This is a genomic window from Synechococcus sp. CC9311 (genome assembly GCF_000014585.1).
Taxonomy (GTDB): domain Bacteria; phylum Cyanobacteriota; class Cyanobacteriia; order PCC-6307; family Cyanobiaceae; genus Synechococcus_C.
Genome location: NC_008319.1, coordinates 967205 through 984461, shown reverse-complemented (window position 1 = coordinate 984461; position 17257 = coordinate 967205). Strand labels below are relative to the sequence as shown.

At 44.5% G+C, this 17257-nt stretch carries 16 protein-coding genes; 6 read left to right on the top strand and 10 right to left on the bottom strand.

Features of this window, described 5'->3' with window-relative positions; translation table 11 throughout:
* Positions 1 to 463 precede the first annotated feature (463 nt).
* Together SYNC_RS05020 and SYNC_RS05015 are read right to left on the bottom strand one after the other, a co-directional pair.
* Positions 464 to 862, bottom strand: coding sequence for a hypothetical protein (locus SYNC_RS05020; RefSeq protein ID WP_148201845.1), 399 nt, complete (start codon positions 860 to 862; stop codon positions 464 to 466).
* 1181 nt (positions 863 to 2043) lie between these two features.
* Positions 2044 to 2631 carry a ferritin gene (locus tag SYNC_RS05015; protein WP_011618632.1) on the bottom strand — a complete coding sequence of 196 codons (588 nt, stop codon included), beginning with the start codon at positions 2629 to 2631 and terminating at the stop codon, positions 2044 to 2046.
* A 300-nt stretch (positions 2632 to 2931) separates the two neighbouring features.
* Here SYNC_RS05015 and SYNC_RS14220 point away from each other — a divergent pair, with 300 nt between their 5' ends.
* Positions 2932 to 3177 carry a hypothetical protein gene (locus SYNC_RS14220; protein ID WP_041426452.1) on the top strand — a complete coding sequence of 82 codons (246 nt, stop codon included), beginning with the start codon at positions 2932 to 2934 and terminating at the stop codon, positions 3175 to 3177.
* Positions 3178 to 3793: 616 nt separating this feature from the next.
* On the opposite strand, the gene SYNC_RS05005 is transcribed toward SYNC_RS14220, so the two are convergent.
* The 3 genes from SYNC_RS05005 to SYNC_RS14890 all read right to left on the bottom strand — a co-directional run bounded on the left by SYNC_RS05005 (position 3794) and on the right by SYNC_RS14890 (position 6568).
* Positions 3794 to 4120 (bottom strand): hypothetical protein, encoded by a 327-nt coding sequence (locus tag SYNC_RS05005; protein WP_011619008.1) that lies wholly within the window; start codon positions 4118 to 4120, stop codon positions 3794 to 3796.
* A 36-nt stretch (positions 4121 to 4156) separates the two neighbouring features.
* Positions 4157 to 4567 (bottom strand): cupin domain-containing protein, encoded by a 411-nt coding sequence (locus SYNC_RS13540; RefSeq protein WP_167897177.1) that lies wholly within the window; start codon positions 4565 to 4567, stop codon positions 4157 to 4159.
* Between the two features lie 1821 nt (positions 4568 to 6388).
* On the bottom strand, positions 6389 to 6568 hold the full coding sequence (locus SYNC_RS14890; protein WP_193328842.1) for a hypothetical protein: 180 nt from the start codon (positions 6566 to 6568) through the stop codon (positions 6389 to 6391).
* 981 nt (positions 6569 to 7549) lie between these two features.
* Between SYNC_RS14890 and SYNC_RS04990 the strand changes: the two genes are divergently transcribed.
* Positions 7550 to 8242: a type 1 glutamine amidotransferase domain-containing protein gene (locus tag SYNC_RS04990; RefSeq protein WP_011619004.1), complete on the top strand. Its 693-nt coding sequence runs from the start codon at positions 7550 to 7552 to the stop codon at positions 8240 to 8242.
* A gap of 356 nt (positions 8243 to 8598) precedes the next feature.
* Positions 8599 to 8958 (top strand): hypothetical protein, encoded by a 360-nt coding sequence (locus SYNC_RS04985; protein ID WP_148201844.1) that lies wholly within the window; start codon positions 8599 to 8601, stop codon positions 8956 to 8958.
* A 175-nt stretch (positions 8959 to 9133) separates the two neighbouring features.
* Here SYNC_RS04985 and SYNC_RS13745 read toward each other — a convergent pair whose 3' ends face one another.
* The gene (locus tag SYNC_RS13745) at positions 9134 to 9763 is read right to left on the bottom strand and encodes an outer membrane protein (protein WP_237699282.1); all 630 of its coding nucleotides are present in this window, start codon (positions 9761 to 9763) and stop codon (positions 9134 to 9136) included.
* Between the two features lie 287 nt (positions 9764 to 10050).
* A complete protein-coding gene (locus SYNC_RS04980; protein ID WP_167897175.1) occupies positions 10051 to 10347 on the bottom strand; it encodes a hypothetical protein in 297 nt (98 codons plus the stop codon).
* A gap of 1626 nt (positions 10348 to 11973) precedes the next feature.
* On the opposite strand from SYNC_RS04980, the gene SYNC_RS15140 reads away from it, so the two are divergent.
* A complete protein-coding gene (locus tag SYNC_RS15140; RefSeq protein ID WP_011619000.1) occupies positions 11974 to 12105 on the top strand; it encodes a hypothetical protein in 132 nt (43 codons plus the stop codon).
* A 716-nt stretch (positions 12106 to 12821) separates the two neighbouring features.
* On the opposite strand, the gene SYNC_RS14620 is transcribed toward SYNC_RS15140, so the two are convergent.
* Complete coding sequence (locus tag SYNC_RS14620) at positions 12822 to 12965, bottom strand: hypothetical protein (RefSeq protein ID WP_011618998.1); 144 nt, start codon at positions 12963 to 12965, stop codon at positions 12822 to 12824.
* Between the two features lie 951 nt (positions 12966 to 13916).
* Positions 13917 to 14129, bottom strand: a complete 213-nt coding sequence (locus SYNC_RS14210; RefSeq protein WP_148201843.1) for a hypothetical protein — start codon at positions 14127 to 14129, stop codon at positions 13917 to 13919.
* 928 nt (positions 14130 to 15057) lie between these two features.
* Between SYNC_RS14210 and SYNC_RS04965 the strand changes: the two genes are divergently transcribed.
* Complete coding sequence (locus SYNC_RS04965; protein WP_148201842.1) at positions 15058 to 15348, top strand: hypothetical protein; 291 nt, start codon at positions 15058 to 15060, stop codon at positions 15346 to 15348.
* 209 nt (positions 15349 to 15557) lie between these two features.
* On the opposite strand, the gene SYNC_RS04960 is transcribed toward SYNC_RS04965, so the two are convergent.
* Complete coding sequence (locus SYNC_RS04960) at positions 15558 to 16412, bottom strand: bile acid:sodium symporter family protein (protein ID WP_011618993.1); 855 nt, start codon at positions 16410 to 16412, stop codon at positions 15558 to 15560.
* Between the two features lie 401 nt (positions 16413 to 16813).
* Between SYNC_RS04960 and SYNC_RS04955 the strand changes: the two genes are divergently transcribed.
* Positions 16814 to 17203, top strand: coding sequence for a putative quinol monooxygenase (locus SYNC_RS04955; protein ID WP_011618992.1), 390 nt, complete (start codon positions 16814 to 16816; stop codon positions 17201 to 17203).
* Positions 17204 to 17257: the final 54 nt, after the last annotated feature.

The following is a 17257-nucleotide window of genomic DNA, read 5'->3' as shown; positions in this document are numbered from 1 at the left end:
AGGATTCAACAGTTAAGCCCATGATGAATAGCAAAACAACTCTACACAAGGATAAGTCGTAGGTTAGTTATATCGAACGACAAAAGAGAATCAACCAAGTGCTCAAATAGCGTTGAAAACTAGACTAGGGCCTTATTCTTACAATCATCTGCTCCACCATGAGCAATGGTCTTTGCAGATGCTGAGAATGGTTTAAGCAGTCGTCTCTTTCTAATCACACTGGCTGTGATTCAGGAGTAACTGACTGCAAAGAGTTTTTCTGACAGGGAGAACGCTGCAAATTTATGCTGTAACGTCGTGAATTGGATAAAAGAAGATAATCCTAAATTCCTTTCTGTGGAGAAGGATGCTTAATTAAACTGCAGATGGTTTCATGCAAACAGTAATCCTGAACATACGACAGCAAGAATAGTAATGATTAGTGTTAAAGCTTTTTACACAAGAAACAGTGTATTGCAATCAGTTACTTAGAATGGGAAACAGATTCTAGACTTGATTCTAAACAGTTTAAACCAATATAATGAAGCCCAATGTCTGCTTTACCATCACAGTCTAAACCCTTACTATTGCCACTAGGTGGGTCAATATTGACCAACACATGACCAGGATCGGAGGGATCTTCTCTATATCTAATCATTGCTTCACCTGAATTACAGTTGACGCTACTCACATCCCTCACTACAGCCATCTTAGCGATCAGCAGCTTAGAGCTTGCACCAGAATTCATACAAACGGCCCTTCGCATCTCTGCCTTGTTGTTAACAGACATAAGATTCAAGTTTTTATTGATCGGTTTCGCATATACTTGCCCTGCGAGAATGAAACCACCAAGCATTGCGAGTGCTAAACGTTGATTAGACAAAACTGGACAAACTGACTACATCTACTCATAGCAAGAATCTAAAATCTCCGCCAGTGACGGGGAGAATCAATTTTAAGGAGAGATCAATAGCGACACATGTTCCCCCTGATATTCCCAAAAGGGGATATATAGCTACCTCATACTGTCCCATTTCTGGAAATGAATTTGAGCTAGATATTTAGCCAAAGATGGGCATCTTTATAATTGCGCAATACCCCATCTCCTCATACCCTAGAAGGGTTGGGTTCTCAGCTGAGCTTTCCCTCAAAAGAGCTAGAGGCTCTCTCTCAGCTGCCATGACATCACCCTATCGTTCTCTGCTACGACCAATAAACCCGCCATCCAATCCGATCAATCCTTGTGCTGCGTGAATCGGTCTAATTCAGAGCGGATCGAATGAGGCCCTTGTTACATGCATCTATTCACAGCCGTATGCACTTCATTAGCTACGCCATCTAACAACAAGTGATCAATCAAAATGTGCGGTTGGCTCTGACTATCAACCTTCACTGGATTTTGATGGTTAGGCACCCGGTTTGGATGACTTGGTGGCGCATGCAGTGAGTCGCCCCTGGACAGGGCGGCTTTTTTTTGCTTCATAGAAAATAAGTATTTGATACTACTGACACTTGCATGCTTCGTGGCCAAATTGATAGCAAGGCGAAGCACCCCCGTGCTCGCTGAAGAGGACAGTCAGCAGAGGACGACTGTTCTTTTTTTATGCTCATAGAAAAATGAGTATCTATCTCTACGCACATTCCGCGATCCAATAGTCGTCTTTGTATTGACGCTATAACTGGGGAGATTCGGCTTTTTAAGAAGAAGAGCGGGCATGAGAATGCGACCATTATTTTTTTGGGCTCAACAGGGAGGAGGTGATATGTGGTCAGATCAATGGATGGACTTCCACTCCTTCATGACCTCTAACATCCTCGATATCGAGTGCCAGCCAACCCCTGTACCCATCAGCGTCATTTGCTCATAGTGCCATCAGTAGCTCCTGAAGTAGATCAAGCGTCATCTGAGTGGAGGGTTCATTGGTTGGGGACAATTGCTTGAGGCATTCAGCGCTGCAATGAAAAACCCCGCACTTGGCGGGGTTAGGCAGTGTTGATCTGTTTATCAAGAAGCTACAACTTGAAGTGGCATGCTTTTAGTTTGTATAGCCCTTATTTCAGAACTTATGATTGAAGCTTTGCTGGTTTTGCTTCTTCTTCCCTGAGCTCTGCGTCAATGATCATCATTGCAGCACGCTCATTATTGGCGTACTTGACCCTTCCTAATAGATAGGCCGCCTCATGTTCAGAGATTCTCTGATCATCCACAACTGGATCAAGAAAGACGGTTGTTCTCTGATCGGAGGCACGTTCAGCTATTGAATACAGCAGAAGAACAGAGGTTGTGACGTCTGCTTCCATGCGGAAGACATTGGCAATCACCTCTTCTGGGTCAGGCCATGTCTGCCGAGGTGCTTCAATCGTGTCTAATTCAACTGTCTGACCACGGGAGATCAGGTAGTCAGCGAATTTTGCTGCATGTTCTTGCTCTTGCTTACCCTCATTGCGCAAGTATTCAGCAAAGCCAGTGAGTTCGCGCTCTGCAAACCAGATCGCCGCTGCGAAGTAGGCCGCTGAAGACTGCCTTTCCAGATTGAGATGGGCTTGAAGCTGCTCCACCATCTCTTGTGTCATCGTCTCTGCCATTGCACGACCAGAGGGGCCTGTTGCAATGGCGAGCCTGCCTTGAGCTGTTGCTGGTGTTTGAGTCATGATTATGTCCAAAAGGAGGACTTCTCTGTTCTATTGCACTTTTGCCAATTTGTAAGGGGTATTAACCGAACATTATCGAGCAATTATATGCTGTTGAGAATCACATTCAACTAGACCTTTCTTTCGATGCGTGTATCAAATAATCCGAACAATTGCTGTTGATAATCTTTTCCAATAAGCACTTGCTTTTGATCTGCTTCTGATCAGCACAAAGCCGCACAACGGATCGTCTGCTCGTTGATCCACACTCGATGCCTAGACGCCTAAGCATGCGCTGCTGACGTACAGATTCCAGCAGGCATGCTGAGAACCGATCGAAGCTCACCAAAACGACCCATGCCTGTTGTGTTGGTATGTCGGCTTGATCTGGATGAGCATCCCATCCTTGCCTGCCAACCAGCCAGCTGGACTTCTCGTTTTATTGGCCGTAAGCAGGCTGCTGCTGCCATAGCGTTGGCATTTGGTGAAATTGGCCATACGGCTGCAGTGACGACCAAGGGCTGCGGCTTCAATTTCAGTGGTGACCAGGGAGGCTTCAGTACATAGTCGTTGAATTGCTGCGGCATATATCAGCAATACATCCATTGCAGGCCGTCTGTTGCTTGCCCTGCTCTGTTGGTCGGATAGACGCCAGGAGTCATACCCCTAGAACGCAGACCTCCAAATGATGCTCTCATAAAGCTTCAATCGATAGTTGCGACCGAGTTGGAGGGAGAAATTCTTACTCCCACATTTGTTCTTGCACTACATACAAGTCATGGCCGCACCCAATGATCCTGATATTCCACACTGCAATAGGGGTGTGAGAGAGGCAGTAGGCGTGACCCCACCCACCAAAACAAGCAACCACGCTTGAAGAGGTCTCCCTCTCACACCAAAAGCATAGACATGAAGTGCCTTCTAATCCTTTGCCTGCCCCACTTAATTAATCCAGTCCTAACAGTGAACTGATGGGATAAGAAAAGCCCCGCTCATGGCGGGCAAACCTCTTAGTCAATAATAGAATTCAATTAGCATGTGAATGCAATACGAGCGATTGGGAACCCTTCAACGAATAGCGTGTCTTCTTAATCAGTAAACATTGACACCAAGGATAGATTTTGCCATTCGCAAAATTTTAAAAAGATATTCAGCCAACTGTTTATGAATAAAGAAGTTGCAATCAATAGCCACCAGGGTCACGGGCGGGCTTTTCCCAGAACACATTCAGGGTGTAATGCCCCTCTCGTCTGAAGCTGAGCATCTCAGCGGTACTGCTCCTTGTGTAGGTCTTGCCATCTTCTGCAGCTGGAAAGGCAAACTTGTAATACCGAAAATCATCTACATAAACGTTGCCTTGATACTGGCTAAAACCACAGGGTCCTGCGATTGTTCGCATCGAGTCATCATGCCAAGCCAGGGTGCAATAGGCCTTTGTGCTGTCTGCCAAGGCTGGTGCAGGCAAAGAGCCGATTGCGAGAGCTACTGCGGTGAGTGTTGTGCGGATCATTTGTTCTGACTACGTTTACTTGTGCCTTAAGGTTACTTATTTCTGAATGTAATAGGAGGTAGGAACACCAACTGCTCCTGCATAAAAAACCAATACCTTTGCGACTTCTGTTCCAGTGTTCTCACAAGTATGCAAATCATTTTTAAATGTGGTTGGGAGAACGACTCCTTTCACAAAGCGCTTGGCAAGTCCTGTAACAGGAACCTCGCAAAGGAGTTCTCCTTCTTGAATAAATGCAGCTCCTGGTATCTCATGGGAGTGTGGTTTTGATTTAGCTCCAGGCTGGAAGAGGATTGTTTTTACAGTGATCAGTGGGAGGCCTTGGGGATATTTGTACTGGTCTCCCTTCCAGGAAGATGATGCTTGCAGGAGCACTTCAGAAGAGATGGGCTCAGGCTTTTGCTCTGCTTGTTCAGCAAAAACGATCTGAGTCCCGCAGCTGAGCAAGAGCAGTGCTGCAGCAGTGAGTGTGATGCGGGTCATTGATGTTCACTAATTGTCGAAACTGGTTCGTTCGTGCAATGTGACTGATCGAGGAGACGCATTGCACGTCCCACTAATAGGTGATTCCTTCTCCCTTAAAGAATGATCGCCTGCCCTACCGTCGAGCTTCTTCCAGCCTTTGCCTGTGTCGCGACACACATGATCGATCCAAGGGATACATCATTCTTGAAATAGCAGTGATCTGCTGCTCAGGCAAAACACATGACAGAAGGCCAGAGTGAAAAACAAATCGTTTTATGCACAGACAAAAGAAAACCCCGCCTAAGGCAGGGTCTCTCGGCTTCTCGTTGGACGTGTTTCCTTGTTTCCACTCCGTGAAGAAGCCCTCCTCACGGATGAATTTTGCCTCAGAACACCATCTAAGCAAGTCCCTTCATATCAGGTGATTGACTGATCTGCTGAATGTCCTCACCATGTGGTTGACCAACCCCTAAGAGGGTTTGGCTCCTCATCCCCTCCCCGTAGAAGGCTTAGACACCTTCTTTTTTATGCCTTAACAAAAGATTCTTCCTTTGCTCTAACGCAGCTCAGTGCAAGAGATCAGAAGAATGATGGCCAGAAAGCTTGGCTTTATTCATGCGCGGCGCTCAATGGTTACAGCTATTGAGAACTTTTCGCACTAACCAAGGCTGAGGCACACGCAAACTGGATTTGTGACTCTTTGGACGGGGTCAACAGTCCCACAACCATCAATCTTTCGCGATTTAGAAGCCCGCGAAAGGTTGAGGGACTTTGCCTTTTTAGATACGAAGAACTGGAAACCTAAGCGTTAGGTTTTCTAGAACCCGTCCAGGACCAGTACTGCCCCTGCGGGACGACCTGTTGGGGCTTGCCTGATTCAACCTTTTCAGGAGCCCAGCAGGCGGTGCTTTCCCAGGTAGGTGATAGAGGTTTCAACTCTTGGTCAGATGCTGCCCGTGCTGCGACTGCCAACTTCTGGTGCTCAAGGCCAACAGAGTGCGAAAAGACCAGTTTCATCAAATATGGGATACAAAAGAGGCTTAACTCAGTTCGTCGCCAGGAGACGTGCCCCTGAAATGCAGATCTACAAATGATCCCCTCATACACCTTCAAGCGGTCGTGGCGACACAGGTAGGGGAATGAAATTCATACTGACAGTACTTTTTTTTGTACAACACACAAGTCATGGCCTCACCCACTGATCCAGCTATTCGATTCTGCAAAATAAACAACCACGCTTAAAGAGGTCTCTCACACTCCAAATGCTTAGACATGAACTACCTCCTAAATCTTGTTCACCTTATGTCACTAGCAGTGATAGAAGCACTCATAACCTCATCTCCAAGCGAATGACAATCACCACGCCTGTAGGCGAAGTAGGCAACTCAGAGTTGGATCAGGCAATATCATTTCCACGCCTCCATACATTGAAGATTATTCATTCAGCAAATCCCAACATGATATTTAATTTAGCGCTGAATACGAATCGCAGTTTCTGATTCCAAATATTTGACGCTGCATACAGCTTAATGAATCAAACAAAAGCTAACTTTGAGCAACAGAAAAAATCAAATCATTGGTCACAACGCTAATGAGCCGATAGCGGCAACACATTAACAATGCCAACCAAAAATAATTAATGGTCATCATACAAACCAAGCAACATCCATCAGGGTTAAGAGGCATTGCAATTAATGAGTAGCATTCTAAATTCGCAACAAAGTTGACAAATCGATTGCACGTGGCTAATCAGTAGAAAACAATACTAAAAGTATGCTGCGTACTTTCTTGTTGGCATCAGCATTAACGTTGACAGGAGTCATGCCAATGCAAGCTGGGCACCATCACGGTGGAGGCGGCCATCACGGTGGAGGCGGACATCACGGTGGAGGCGGACATCACGGTGGAGGCGGACATCACGGTGGAGGCGGACATCACGGTGGAGGCCATCACGGTGGAGGCCATCACGGTGGCGGATGGCATCACGGCAATGGATGGCATCATAATAATTGGGGCTGGTATCCAAATAGAAGAGCTGAATGGGGTATAGCTGGCTTAGCAACAGGAGCAATCATCACCTCTGCGATTGCCAACTCACGAGCACAAAATTCCCCTACAATTATAGTTCCAGAAACCAACCGCAATCTGGATTACGACTTTCAGCAATCATCACCGCAGCCTACAAGTGTTGATTTCACCTATTATGTTAATGGAATTAGGGTGAATGCTCAAGCAAATTGTCAGCAAGGTCTAATCAATGGCAATCAACCTGCCAGCGCAGCGGATGTACATACATTAAACGCTGTTTGCCATGCTGCGAGCAATTAGCAATTAGTCAGTATCAAAAAGCCTATATGTGCATGAAATTGATTACCACTGCTACGAGCGGCGATTTGAGTGAAGCGGAAAATGATTTAAGCTAGTTATTATAACAAAAAGCCAATAACAAACAGATGACACTGAGAACAAACATTTATGATAACCGCAAATCTTGACTCGCTCTTAGTTTGAAGAGTTTGGAAAAGATGTAACCGCAGAGATCGACTGTGGATCGCTGGTACCTATATTAATGATAGGCAAGAAAGATAGGCTAAAGACTTGGAAGCCAGGAAGAAGCATTTAGTCTTTACTTTAAGCGACAAAGCAACAAAAATAACTACTCGGATGGGCAATATGGAGATAGGGGTACTGCAAAGGGGGCTCAAGAGATCAAGATAAATTCTATCGTGCTTAAATAAATTCGAACAACATGTCAAAACTCACACTGCTGGCATTCTTTCCATGAATTCAAAGGACGTCATCAGCCGGAAGGCTAGGTGATGAAAATCGGATGCTTATCTGTATTAGGAACAAACCAGAAACCTTGCCCCTCAAAAAGATTAAATCTGTGGACTGTGGCTCTGTTCTTAGAAGGCTCAATAGACCAGCATCAACACACACATGTACTGAAATGCCATTAAAACCATGACAAGAATCCTCTTCGTACTCACATCACACAATCAACTAGGAGACACAGGACTAGCCACGGGGTTTTGGCTCGAGGAGTTTGCTACTCCTTACTACGTATTCAAAGATGCAGGAGCTGAGATTACACTCGCATCTCCAAAAGGTGGGCAGCCGCCAGTTGACCCCAAAAGCGAAGACCCGTCAGCACAAACTGAGGCCACTCGACGTTTCAGAGTAGATAGTGCTGCGATTGGAGAACTTGCGACGACAACGAAGCTTGACTCAATTTCTGCCGAAGAGTTTGATGCAGTCTTCTACCCAGGGGGACATGGTCCTTTGTGGGATCTAGTCGACAATGATGCATCGATTCGGCTGATCGAAGACTTCTGGCAGAGCAATAAGCCAGTATCCGCTGTCTGTCATGCTCCAATTGCATTAGTCAACGCCAAAGACAAGAGCGGTGTTCACATTGTGAAAGGGCGAGAAGTGACGGGATTCACAAACTCTGAAGAAGAGGCTGTCGGCCTCACAGATATTGTTCCAATATTGGTGGAGGAAATGATGATTTTGCGTAGTGCCAAATATTCGAAAGGAGGCGACTGGGAGTCCTACGCCTGTCAGGACGGCAATCTGATCACCGGCCAAAATCCAAGTTCCTCAGAAGCAGTAGCAAAACTTGTTCTTGCATCACTAAAACAAAATGAGAGCTAGCTACGCCTGGCAGGAGACAAGACAGCCCATTCAGGTAGTCCAACTACAATACAAAACGAATCATTGCTGAGAGATTTTTTAGAACAAACCCATTCGCTCATTATGGATTAATAGATATTGTCTTATACATCTAAGCAAGTCATTAGGGTGTTGGGCAATGAATATTCCTACGAATCAAAATCCAAGTGTATTGAACAGAACAAAGCCCAGAGCTGCTAATATGCTGCTTAGAGTTCAATCCAATAATAATGTCAACGCGAATATTATGTTGCCTTCTGCTTGCAGCGTCTGTTTCTGCCTGTGGGATACAGAATGATCAAAAACTAGGAGGCATTTCCTGCAACCCCCCAACAAACTTGTCAGAGCTATCAGGGTTGTATTCAGCTAAAAATATCGGGATTAATAGTATCGGAAAACATATTGGAACATCCACTCTTTCAATTAATGTCGACGTTGATGGTGTCATCAATGGCACACGATCATGGGAGTCACAAACGCATTCTGGGCATACAGATGATGGAAGACTGACCAAGTCTCAAGTTGAGAAGATAATAGGCGTGATAGACCCATTTGATTGTGAAATTGGCTTAGCAGAATATGATGAGCCTGGCACTTATCGGGGCAGACTGCTGCCAGACGGGTCAATAGATATTATTCTTGTCCAGTCTGGCAAGCAGCCAGTAGCGATTAGAAACCATTACAAGAAAAAGAAATAATGGAATAGAAAACTGATTAATACTTGCAAGGAGCACAATAATGAGCAAATGCGGCAGATTTCCTGACGATTTTATAACTGTCCAATCAAATACGTGCTATGCCTGGCGGCAATTATTAAACTTGACATCACATGATTAATTGGTAGTTGCATTTAATTCTGCTCGATAGCACAAATTAGAGTTCTACTCGTATCCCTAGCTGACCACCCCAGCTACTCCAAGAAGCGTTATTCCAGTCATTGAATCCATCATTAGTATTAAAACGGGAAGTTGCTCTATAAATACCTTCGGCAAACAATTTGGATCTAGATGAGACATCTATAGACATGCCAGCTTTAAATTGATATCCCCAAAGAGAGCGATTGAATGCATCATAAGACAGACCTGCATCAGAAAAGTTTCGTACATCTAAATTTGAATATCCTATTCCAGCACCAAAGTAAGGCGTCCAACTTTTTTGACGCAAAACATCCCAATATCCACTTAGGAAGGCTGATTGCTTTCGGGTTTCTCCGCCGGAAATATAGTCAAAATCAACACCACTAACATTAGTGTAGCCTCGCAATTGACTGGCATCAATCGCGTAAGTTACTTCAACTCTAAAACCGTCAAAATCAAGTCCTAATCCTAACTCTGCAGATGCACCTGGATTGGTATATTCCTCAAAAGTTCCAGCCTCTCCAGTATTGGTACGGGTTGTTGGATTATTCGCTCCGGCTGCCCCAGTTATATACAACTTGGGAAAATCGGCACTGACCTCTTGAGCACTGGCAGATAAAGCAGCAACAGAGATGGCAGAAGACAAGAGGCCTAGGGAGAGACCACGCAACATGACAAATTTATCTAATGGGGCAACGATGCCTCGCTTGGCCTGCTGATGCCCGCTGCAGTAGGCAGTTTCAGCTTTGATGGTTGAGCATGCGCTCCTCTCATCTCTAATACACCCAAACTTGCAAAAAGATGCATGGGAGGAATGGGATTATGCGGACGACTTATCGCTAAAAAACTGACGTTATTCCAGTGTTTGTGTTGCGTGAGACCAGTTTAGGCATGGAGTGGATCAGAACTGTCACACCTTGGTGGCTTGAAATATCAGGCAGCAACAATGTTTTGCAGGAGGGCGAACGCCAAACCCAGGCCTGCAAGCTCTAGGCAACCACTGGGCAAAGCACTAACGGTAAGGCATACGAGATGAGATAAGTCCAAGGAATGATGGAACTTATCCAGATTAAAATCCAATTCGTACCTGAATGCCAGAAGGGTTGTAATACCTGTATCCATTCCTGTAGCCATATCCATAGGCGTATCTAGGGCGTAGTGGTCGATAACCGCCATATCTTCCAATACTGTGGGAGTTACGGCGATACCGATGCCAATCCCGCCTGTCATGACGGATGGCTCGGCGTATTTCCCTGTTCTCAACACGGCGATTATGTCTGTTGTAGTGATTGCTGTGATGGTGATGGTTAGCTTCAACCGCCGGAGCTATGGCCAATGATGTCGCTCCGACAATTCCAACGAAAGTCGTGGAGTTAAGCACCATCTTTCGGATAGAGACAGAGAAAACGCTCGATTGCTTAGCCATCGCTTTCCATTCAATCCAGCCAGTTTGACGCAAAGTCAGGTGTTCATTACTGCATCAGTGGCAGTCCTTAACCAAAACCTGGAACTCTGTACACCTGTACTGGCATAGCTGCAGAGATGGAGTGTATGCAGGCAAATAAGAAGGTGAGAGCCCAGTCCTTTGAATAAACAAGACATTTATAGATCTATAACAGAACTGGCAATCGAAGATCTCGATGAGGTGGCTGGTTTAACAATTGCATCGTTTAGCTTATGGGTTTATTACAGCCAAGAGCGTTGTGCACCACTTACCCTACGAATTCAGCTTACCCAAGGAATCAATTCACGGTTGAGTAGGTATTGGAGGGTTCAAGAAAGAGTTGACCCTGGTCGTAATCAGGAATTAATGTGAGATTTAGTTAATTGTAATTCAATCATTATCGAGTTCAAGGCAGGCAGAGCTACGGTAACTATTGGCGCCTTGCTACTCGTTTAAAAAAACCTAACGCAGACATCCACAACAGAAAACATTGATAACAGGTGGTAGACCGAGTGGGTGAATATCTCCGATTATAAAAAAATCACAAGACAAACACCTTGCAAAGTAGTGATGTAGTGCTAGCCAATCACGTCGCTTTTAGCAGAGAAGTTATGATTAGCCGAAGAAAATCTCATTCCAAATACAGCTAGGCATTGCACAAAAAAAGACAAAGGTTCTCTAGGCCTCTGTCTTTGGTGCGCTGGAATAACCAACTCTCTATCAATTTATACCACAGTTTACATAGGTAAGGTCAATAGACAAACTCACTTAAAAGCATTTCTATTTAACCACTTAATCACCAAGAAGAAGAAGTCCACCAATCCTCTACTCCTTGGCGTGTGAGATTGAACCACTGCTCCCCAGCGTTGGCTACCTTTCAAGATGGCTCTGTTAATGGTTTGATGACCATGGAACATCAGTTGGGTACAAAACCTCGAACCCTCAATGCCCCTGATCCTCAGATCACTGGATGGATTGACTGAGTGATGAAAACGGGGTAGTGCGGATCTTGGGCGTGCACGTTGTGATGGTTTTGGTTTTGCTCGCCTATGGCCCAGACAAAGGCTCCAAATGAGCATGTACCATCGCAAGATATTTGCATTGATACATCATTTTTGCGGCAGCGCCCTCGAGCTGAATAGATAGAGAATTCGGGAGCAACGACACAAACCACTCATTTGTTACGTACATAAAAAACGCGCCATAGGCAGGGTTTCTCGGCTAGTCGCTGGGAGTGTTGCCTTGTTGCCACTCCGTACAGAAACTGTCCTCACAAGCTTTGACTCCTTACGCCCCTCGAGAAAGGCAAAAGTCCACCTCAGCTGCAAAACAAACGGAACAGACGAGCCGGGGGGTTTACGTTTCGTTACAAATCCACTAAGATTCGTAACATACGTCGAAAGCGCCTTCCGATGACTGACTACTCAACAGCCATTTTTGGCTTGATCACCTTCACTGCAGTCGTCTCCGCTGCTGTCGTGTACATCCTTGCCCAGCCTTCCGACCTTCCTGTCGTGAAGAAAGCAAAAGCTGCTCAAGAATGAGTTATAGGCGGAAAAACCTCTACTGGATGAAACCATGAACACACAAGACCTGCTTGTACTGCTTGTCAGCTTCGGTACAGCTTGCTTCGCTCTGAACATCTACAAACTGAACCAAGAACCTCAGCAGTGACCTTTATCAAATGTTCCTAATCGCTTAAAACAAGTGAGGTATTTTGTTGACAAAAACTATTTTAAATTATCGCTTGAGGCTGCAGTCGTTGTACAAACTCCAAAAGGTCAATATTGAGTAAGATATTTTAAGTTTATAGATGCATCATCTCAAAAGCTTAGCCAGAGGCAATGTTCCAAAACATTAAAAGTTTTATTCTTAATTGACAGATGATAAAAACGATGGGTTTTCCTGTTCAAATCTCTATTTCTTGCTATCAAGAACAACACCACTTTCTTCCGCGCACCTCCTAACTCGGTTGTAGCAGGACAAACAAAGGTGTAGTAATTGAGTCGTGGGCTGTAGGGCATCTGCCACAGGAGTCGCCATGGCCAAGTCCCAAAATAGAAAATAAGTACTGATCAGATCTTCCCAAAGCTAGGGGAATCAACACAAAGATTCGATGATGCAAGCCACTGGATAAGCAATGATCAATTCTTCTACGTTGATTGGATACAGGGGTACTGGACGAGTGAAGCCCTCAGGCCAAACGATTCATTTATCTACAGCCAACGGATGTCAAGCACAATGGGCACGAAACAAGTGGTCAGGCTGCCTCTGCATCCTGCTCCTCATACAAGTCCTTGAGTTGATCCAATTCGACCATCAAATATTGAATCTCAAGCCAGTCTGTAGAAAGCTCAATGGCACGTTCTAACCGCTCAATCTGACGCTTAAGAAGCAAGGACACAAGACAAGGACAGGTCTAGACATCAAACCGCTCTCTGCATGAGATGCAACCCCGCAAACCCAGATAGCAATCAGATGCAGAGAATTTGACCAGAAGCAGGACCTCCAAACCCTGGGGAACCATCAAAGACTTTTCTTCACTGTCTACGACTGATGAGATGCGCGCTGCTTTGCTGACTGCTCAAAACGTATGAGTTATTCGATAAATGAAGAAAAATCGGGGAGGATCCTGATGAACCAACATTGGAATCAATGGTCTCAGCTATTTACCAAAAGCGAAGCAAAACAGTTTAATAGCTCCATCAAAGTGGTAGAGAGGTTCCAGAAGAGCTGCAATCATGAAGTAAATCAAGAGTGCATAAGCTCCACCACAGGCGGAGGGACGTTTGTAGATGTATGTGCGAAGGAATTCAAAATTGCGTACAGATATCTAACGCACCAAACAACAAGAATGAATGCCTGATTACTAAAAAATAAAATGTCGACAGCAAAAAATAACGTATACATCCGTCACATGAGGAGTAGACACGCCTCATGTGACGGAACGGGATCCTGGATTTCTGAGATACCACAAACGATCCTCATCTATCGAGGCATTCCCTATGCAAAGTGATCTCAATTGATCACAACGAAGACCCATTTCTCATCGTGGGAGGTTTTTCTTAGGGCATAGCCATTAAGGCCCAGCCTTGATTGATCCGCTGAGCTGCCGAACTTGTGACCTACTACATCCACATCGATTGATCTCCAGAGTTGAATCATGGGTCAAGATACATACAACCACGATACTTTCTCTGAAATCTTGCAACCAAGTGAGAGTGTAGCGAGCGTAAATGCTATCAGACTGAGCAAGTGAAGGATCTATTAACTCGCCAACTCAGAAAAATACGCTAGCTCATGCAAGAGCAGTAAGTATTATACAAGTCAATGATTTGCATGATACTGAAAAAATTCAAAAACGTGTTTTACATTGAGCTGCATGGATTTGTAGCTCTCCTGCGAAAGCATTCGTTGATGGGTTATAGGCATATGGAGCCTTATTGCCTGAGTTCAGTCTGCCTGCCGAGCAATCAAAATTCTTTTGATCAATCTCAAATCGAAAATTCTCTAATTCGTAACCAGGTGATTGTTCTGGAACTGGTTTACCAACCTCAAGAGGAGGCATCGGGGGAATAGGTGGACCTGCAAAAAGTAATGCAGCTGGCAGGCCATTCGACACTACGCATCTAAGCCGAGTCCGGTGTTGGATGAAGGATTTGAACAAGGTACGGATCATATGTTTGTGACACCTCCAGATCGCACGAAAGCGTATCTTGTAGGCGTACGAGTAAAGAGTTTAAACACTCGAAACCTCTCTTAGACATAGGGACAGTCAATTGAAAGGGTATCTCTAAATAGTGCACAGAGCTATAAATCGTGAGTGATCTTAATCCATTACAGAGAAACCAACAACACTAATTCACATTTCCTGGGCAAGCTCTAGCCCACACAAACCACTAATTAAAAAGCATTAAAGGGAAAGAGTCAAAAACTAAATACCAACGCTAACAAGGAAAAATACATGCAATGCTGAGAGCACTGAAAAAGCGAACCGGATGACTCAGAAAGTGTAGAAAAAACTTGCAATCACTAACAAATCCAGCATGCATCTCTATAGTCACTGTAATCACAGCCTAGCTCTAAATGCTCACTAATCAATAGCTCAAGCATAAGCATTACATTCTCCAAATCACAAATGGATTACTCTCAAAAAATAACTCTCCTTGCCACCATCACGGTGAAATTGAATGTGCCCGAGCTTCAGAGCAGGGAACAACTCAATCTATGGATCAAGTCGGATGCAGCTCGCATTCACTTCATTGACCATTTGAAGCCTGCATCGTTTGACAACCTAGAAGTGGTAGAAGCAGCATCAGAAGCAGACTTCGTGAGTTAACAACTCTCGTTGAGACAGCCTTTAGAGAGGTGAAGGAAGACTGAGATCTCTGCTATAAGGGCAGATGCTTGATCACTCATATTTGTATATCAGCACGACAAAAGCAATCGGGCATCCTGCCAACAAGACTAGGGCTTCAGTGTTCCAAATGCAGGTCATGGCTGAGTTCACACACACCATTGGGTTCACCTTTACGGCCTTTCATGCATTCAGCGTGACCAATCAAAATCCATTGATGAGTGTCGAGGAAGCTAGACAGTTACTCTCAAAGGCTGAGATGAGAAAGGCGATAGCAGATGAAGCTATTGATGAGATCACCAATGATCACGATCCCTCCGAGAAGTTGGACAACCTCAAGTTCTATTCAGATCATTTTGTTACAGAGCTGGTTGAAGCATTAGCAGATGGATCTGTAGTTATTCACGAAGTCGAAACTGAAAAAAGTTAGTGTGGCTTCATGCATAATCGCACTATGCACTAGCAAACGAGCTTTAGCTTTTACACAATACCGATTAAGTGACTACAAGCAAGCTTAATTCGTGACCGAAAAGTTAAACAACAAAAACAAACAGCCTAAACACTTAGGCATCAGATTAGGATTTCGTTCAACCAAGCATAAAAAAAGTTAGAAAAGATGAGCTTATAAAAGGAAACTAATCACAAACTTCTCCTCCAAAGAACGAAGGGAATAATCGTCACCAACATTAAAACACTATACACAGCAGAAGGAAGGCTAAAACGACTCAATCCTCCTTGAACGAGTTGTTCACTGATCAGTGAGCCAACAACAATGCCAATCGTTCCATTTTGAAAACCAGCCTCTACAGATAGGGAGGTAATCTGAGATTTATTTAACTTCAGCAAATGACCAACCGCTAAACCTATGATTAGCATTAAGAGATTGAGCAGAAGCAACACTGGTCCGAGGACCGGAAGGTAAGCAATAAAAACATCCCACTGACCAATCAATACTCCGATCAAGACTGCAACAAACAAACCATTTGCCAATTGACTACTTGGCAACTGCCAACGAACGGCAAGTTTTGGGTTCCACTGGCGAATCCAGACACCTAACAGAACCGGCAATGTCGCCAAAGAAAAGACTTTTAAACTCAATGAGAAAATTGACAACCCGACGTCTTGCTGGGGGATAAGAATTGGAGCTGTAAGGCTCAAAATGAGTGGGAGAGTCGCAGCTGTAACAAGACTGGCCAGTGCGGTATAAGAGATTGAAAGCGCTACATCTCCTCGAGATAGCTTAGTGACAAGACTTGATGTAATACCTCCAGGACAGCAGCTCAAAATCATGACTCCAAGAGCAAAATCACCTTGCAGGCCAAAGATCCTTAGCAATACAAAAGCAATGAGTGGAAGCATTAAAAACTGAGCAATTGCCCCAGCGATCAAGGCTTTTGGCTGATGAAAGGCAACTTCAAAGTCTTGTGGTTTCAGGGAAAGCCCCAAAGAGAACATGATGAAAGCGAGACTCCCAGTTAAAAGAAGTTCGATCAAAATTCTAGAAGCGACATAATACCTAACGATAATACATAGACAGACTCGTTCATTTGGATAGTACCAAGAGGAATCATATACTGATAAAGCTCGAAGAATTAAATCAATAGAGCTCACGAAGCATGAGACGAATCTTTTTCAATCACTTATTGAACAAAATGAGCAAGGCCTAGAAATTCGCAGCAGATATGCCCATACCATTAAAGAAGAAACAACAACTCAAGGCAGCATTAAAACACTGCCAAAAGCAAGTGCTTTATCCATTATCTTGAACACATTTCTATTCAGGAATAAAACAATCACCACTCTGGTCAGCAGCATCAGCCTCACAACGAAAGACTTGAAATGATCAGAGAATCAAAGTACTGTTTGGGGAAATGATCCAATTTGATTACTAATACATGGCGACTTTCGATCAATCCACTCCGTTCATGCTTCTCGCGCGTATCCATGTCAAGCCGGGCTGTATAGATCGATATCTGGAACTCGCCCGCATGACTGACATGGCCGTTCAGTCGTCCGAGCCTGGCATGCTTCATCACACTTTTGATCAAGATCCTGACGACCCACAAGCGTTTGTGTGGTCAGAGGTCTACGCCAATGACGAATCATTTGCGGCACACGTCTCCAATCCTCCCGTTCAAGAGTATTTACAACAGCATGCAGAACTTGGTGATGGTTTCAGTATCGAGGTTTATGGAACAGTCGGTGATGTTTGCAGAAAGTTGATGGAGTCCTTTGGCCTTCCCCTCAAAATTTATCCATCCAAGCTTGGATACAGCAGAGTTTAATCAGCAATCATGCGCATTCATTAAGGCAAAAAACAAACATTAGTAAATAATTCT

Coding starts and splice junctions, on each gene's coding strand:
- SYNC_RS04990 (WP_011619004.1), top strand. CDS start 7,550: ATGACAAGAATCCTCTTCGTACTCACATCACACAATCAACTAGGAGAC.
- SYNC_RS05015 (WP_011618632.1), bottom strand. CDS start 2,631: ATGACTCAAACACCAGCAACAGCTCAAGGCAGGCTCGCCATTGCAACA.
- SYNC_RS04965 (WP_148201842.1), top strand. CDS start 15,058: ATGGCTGAGTTCACACACACCATTGGGTTCACCTTTACGGCCTTTCAT.
- SYNC_RS05005 (WP_011619008.1), bottom strand. CDS start 4,120: ATGATCCGCACAACACTCACCGCAGTAGCTCTCGCAATCGGCTCTTTG.
- SYNC_RS14210 (WP_148201843.1), bottom strand. CDS start 14,129: ATGCCTCCTCTTGAGGTTGGTAAACCAGTTCCAGAACAATCACCTGGT.
- SYNC_RS15140 (WP_011619000.1), top strand. CDS start 11,974: ATGACTGACTACTCAACAGCCATTTTTGGCTTGATCACCTTCACTGCA.
- SYNC_RS04955 (WP_011618992.1), top strand. CDS start 16,814: ATGGCGACTTTCGATCAATCCACTCCGTTCATGCTTCTCGCGCGTATC.
- SYNC_RS14890 (WP_193328842.1), bottom strand. CDS start 6,568: ATGCCATCCGCCACCGTGATGGCCTCCACCGTGATGGCCTCCACCGTG.
- SYNC_RS04980 (WP_167897175.1), bottom strand. CDS start 10,347: ATGACAGGCGGGATTGGCATCGGTATCGCCGTAACTCCCACAGTATTG.
- SYNC_RS14220 (WP_041426452.1), top strand. CDS start 2,932: ATGCTGAGAACCGATCGAAGCTCACCAAAACGACCCATGCCTGTTGTG.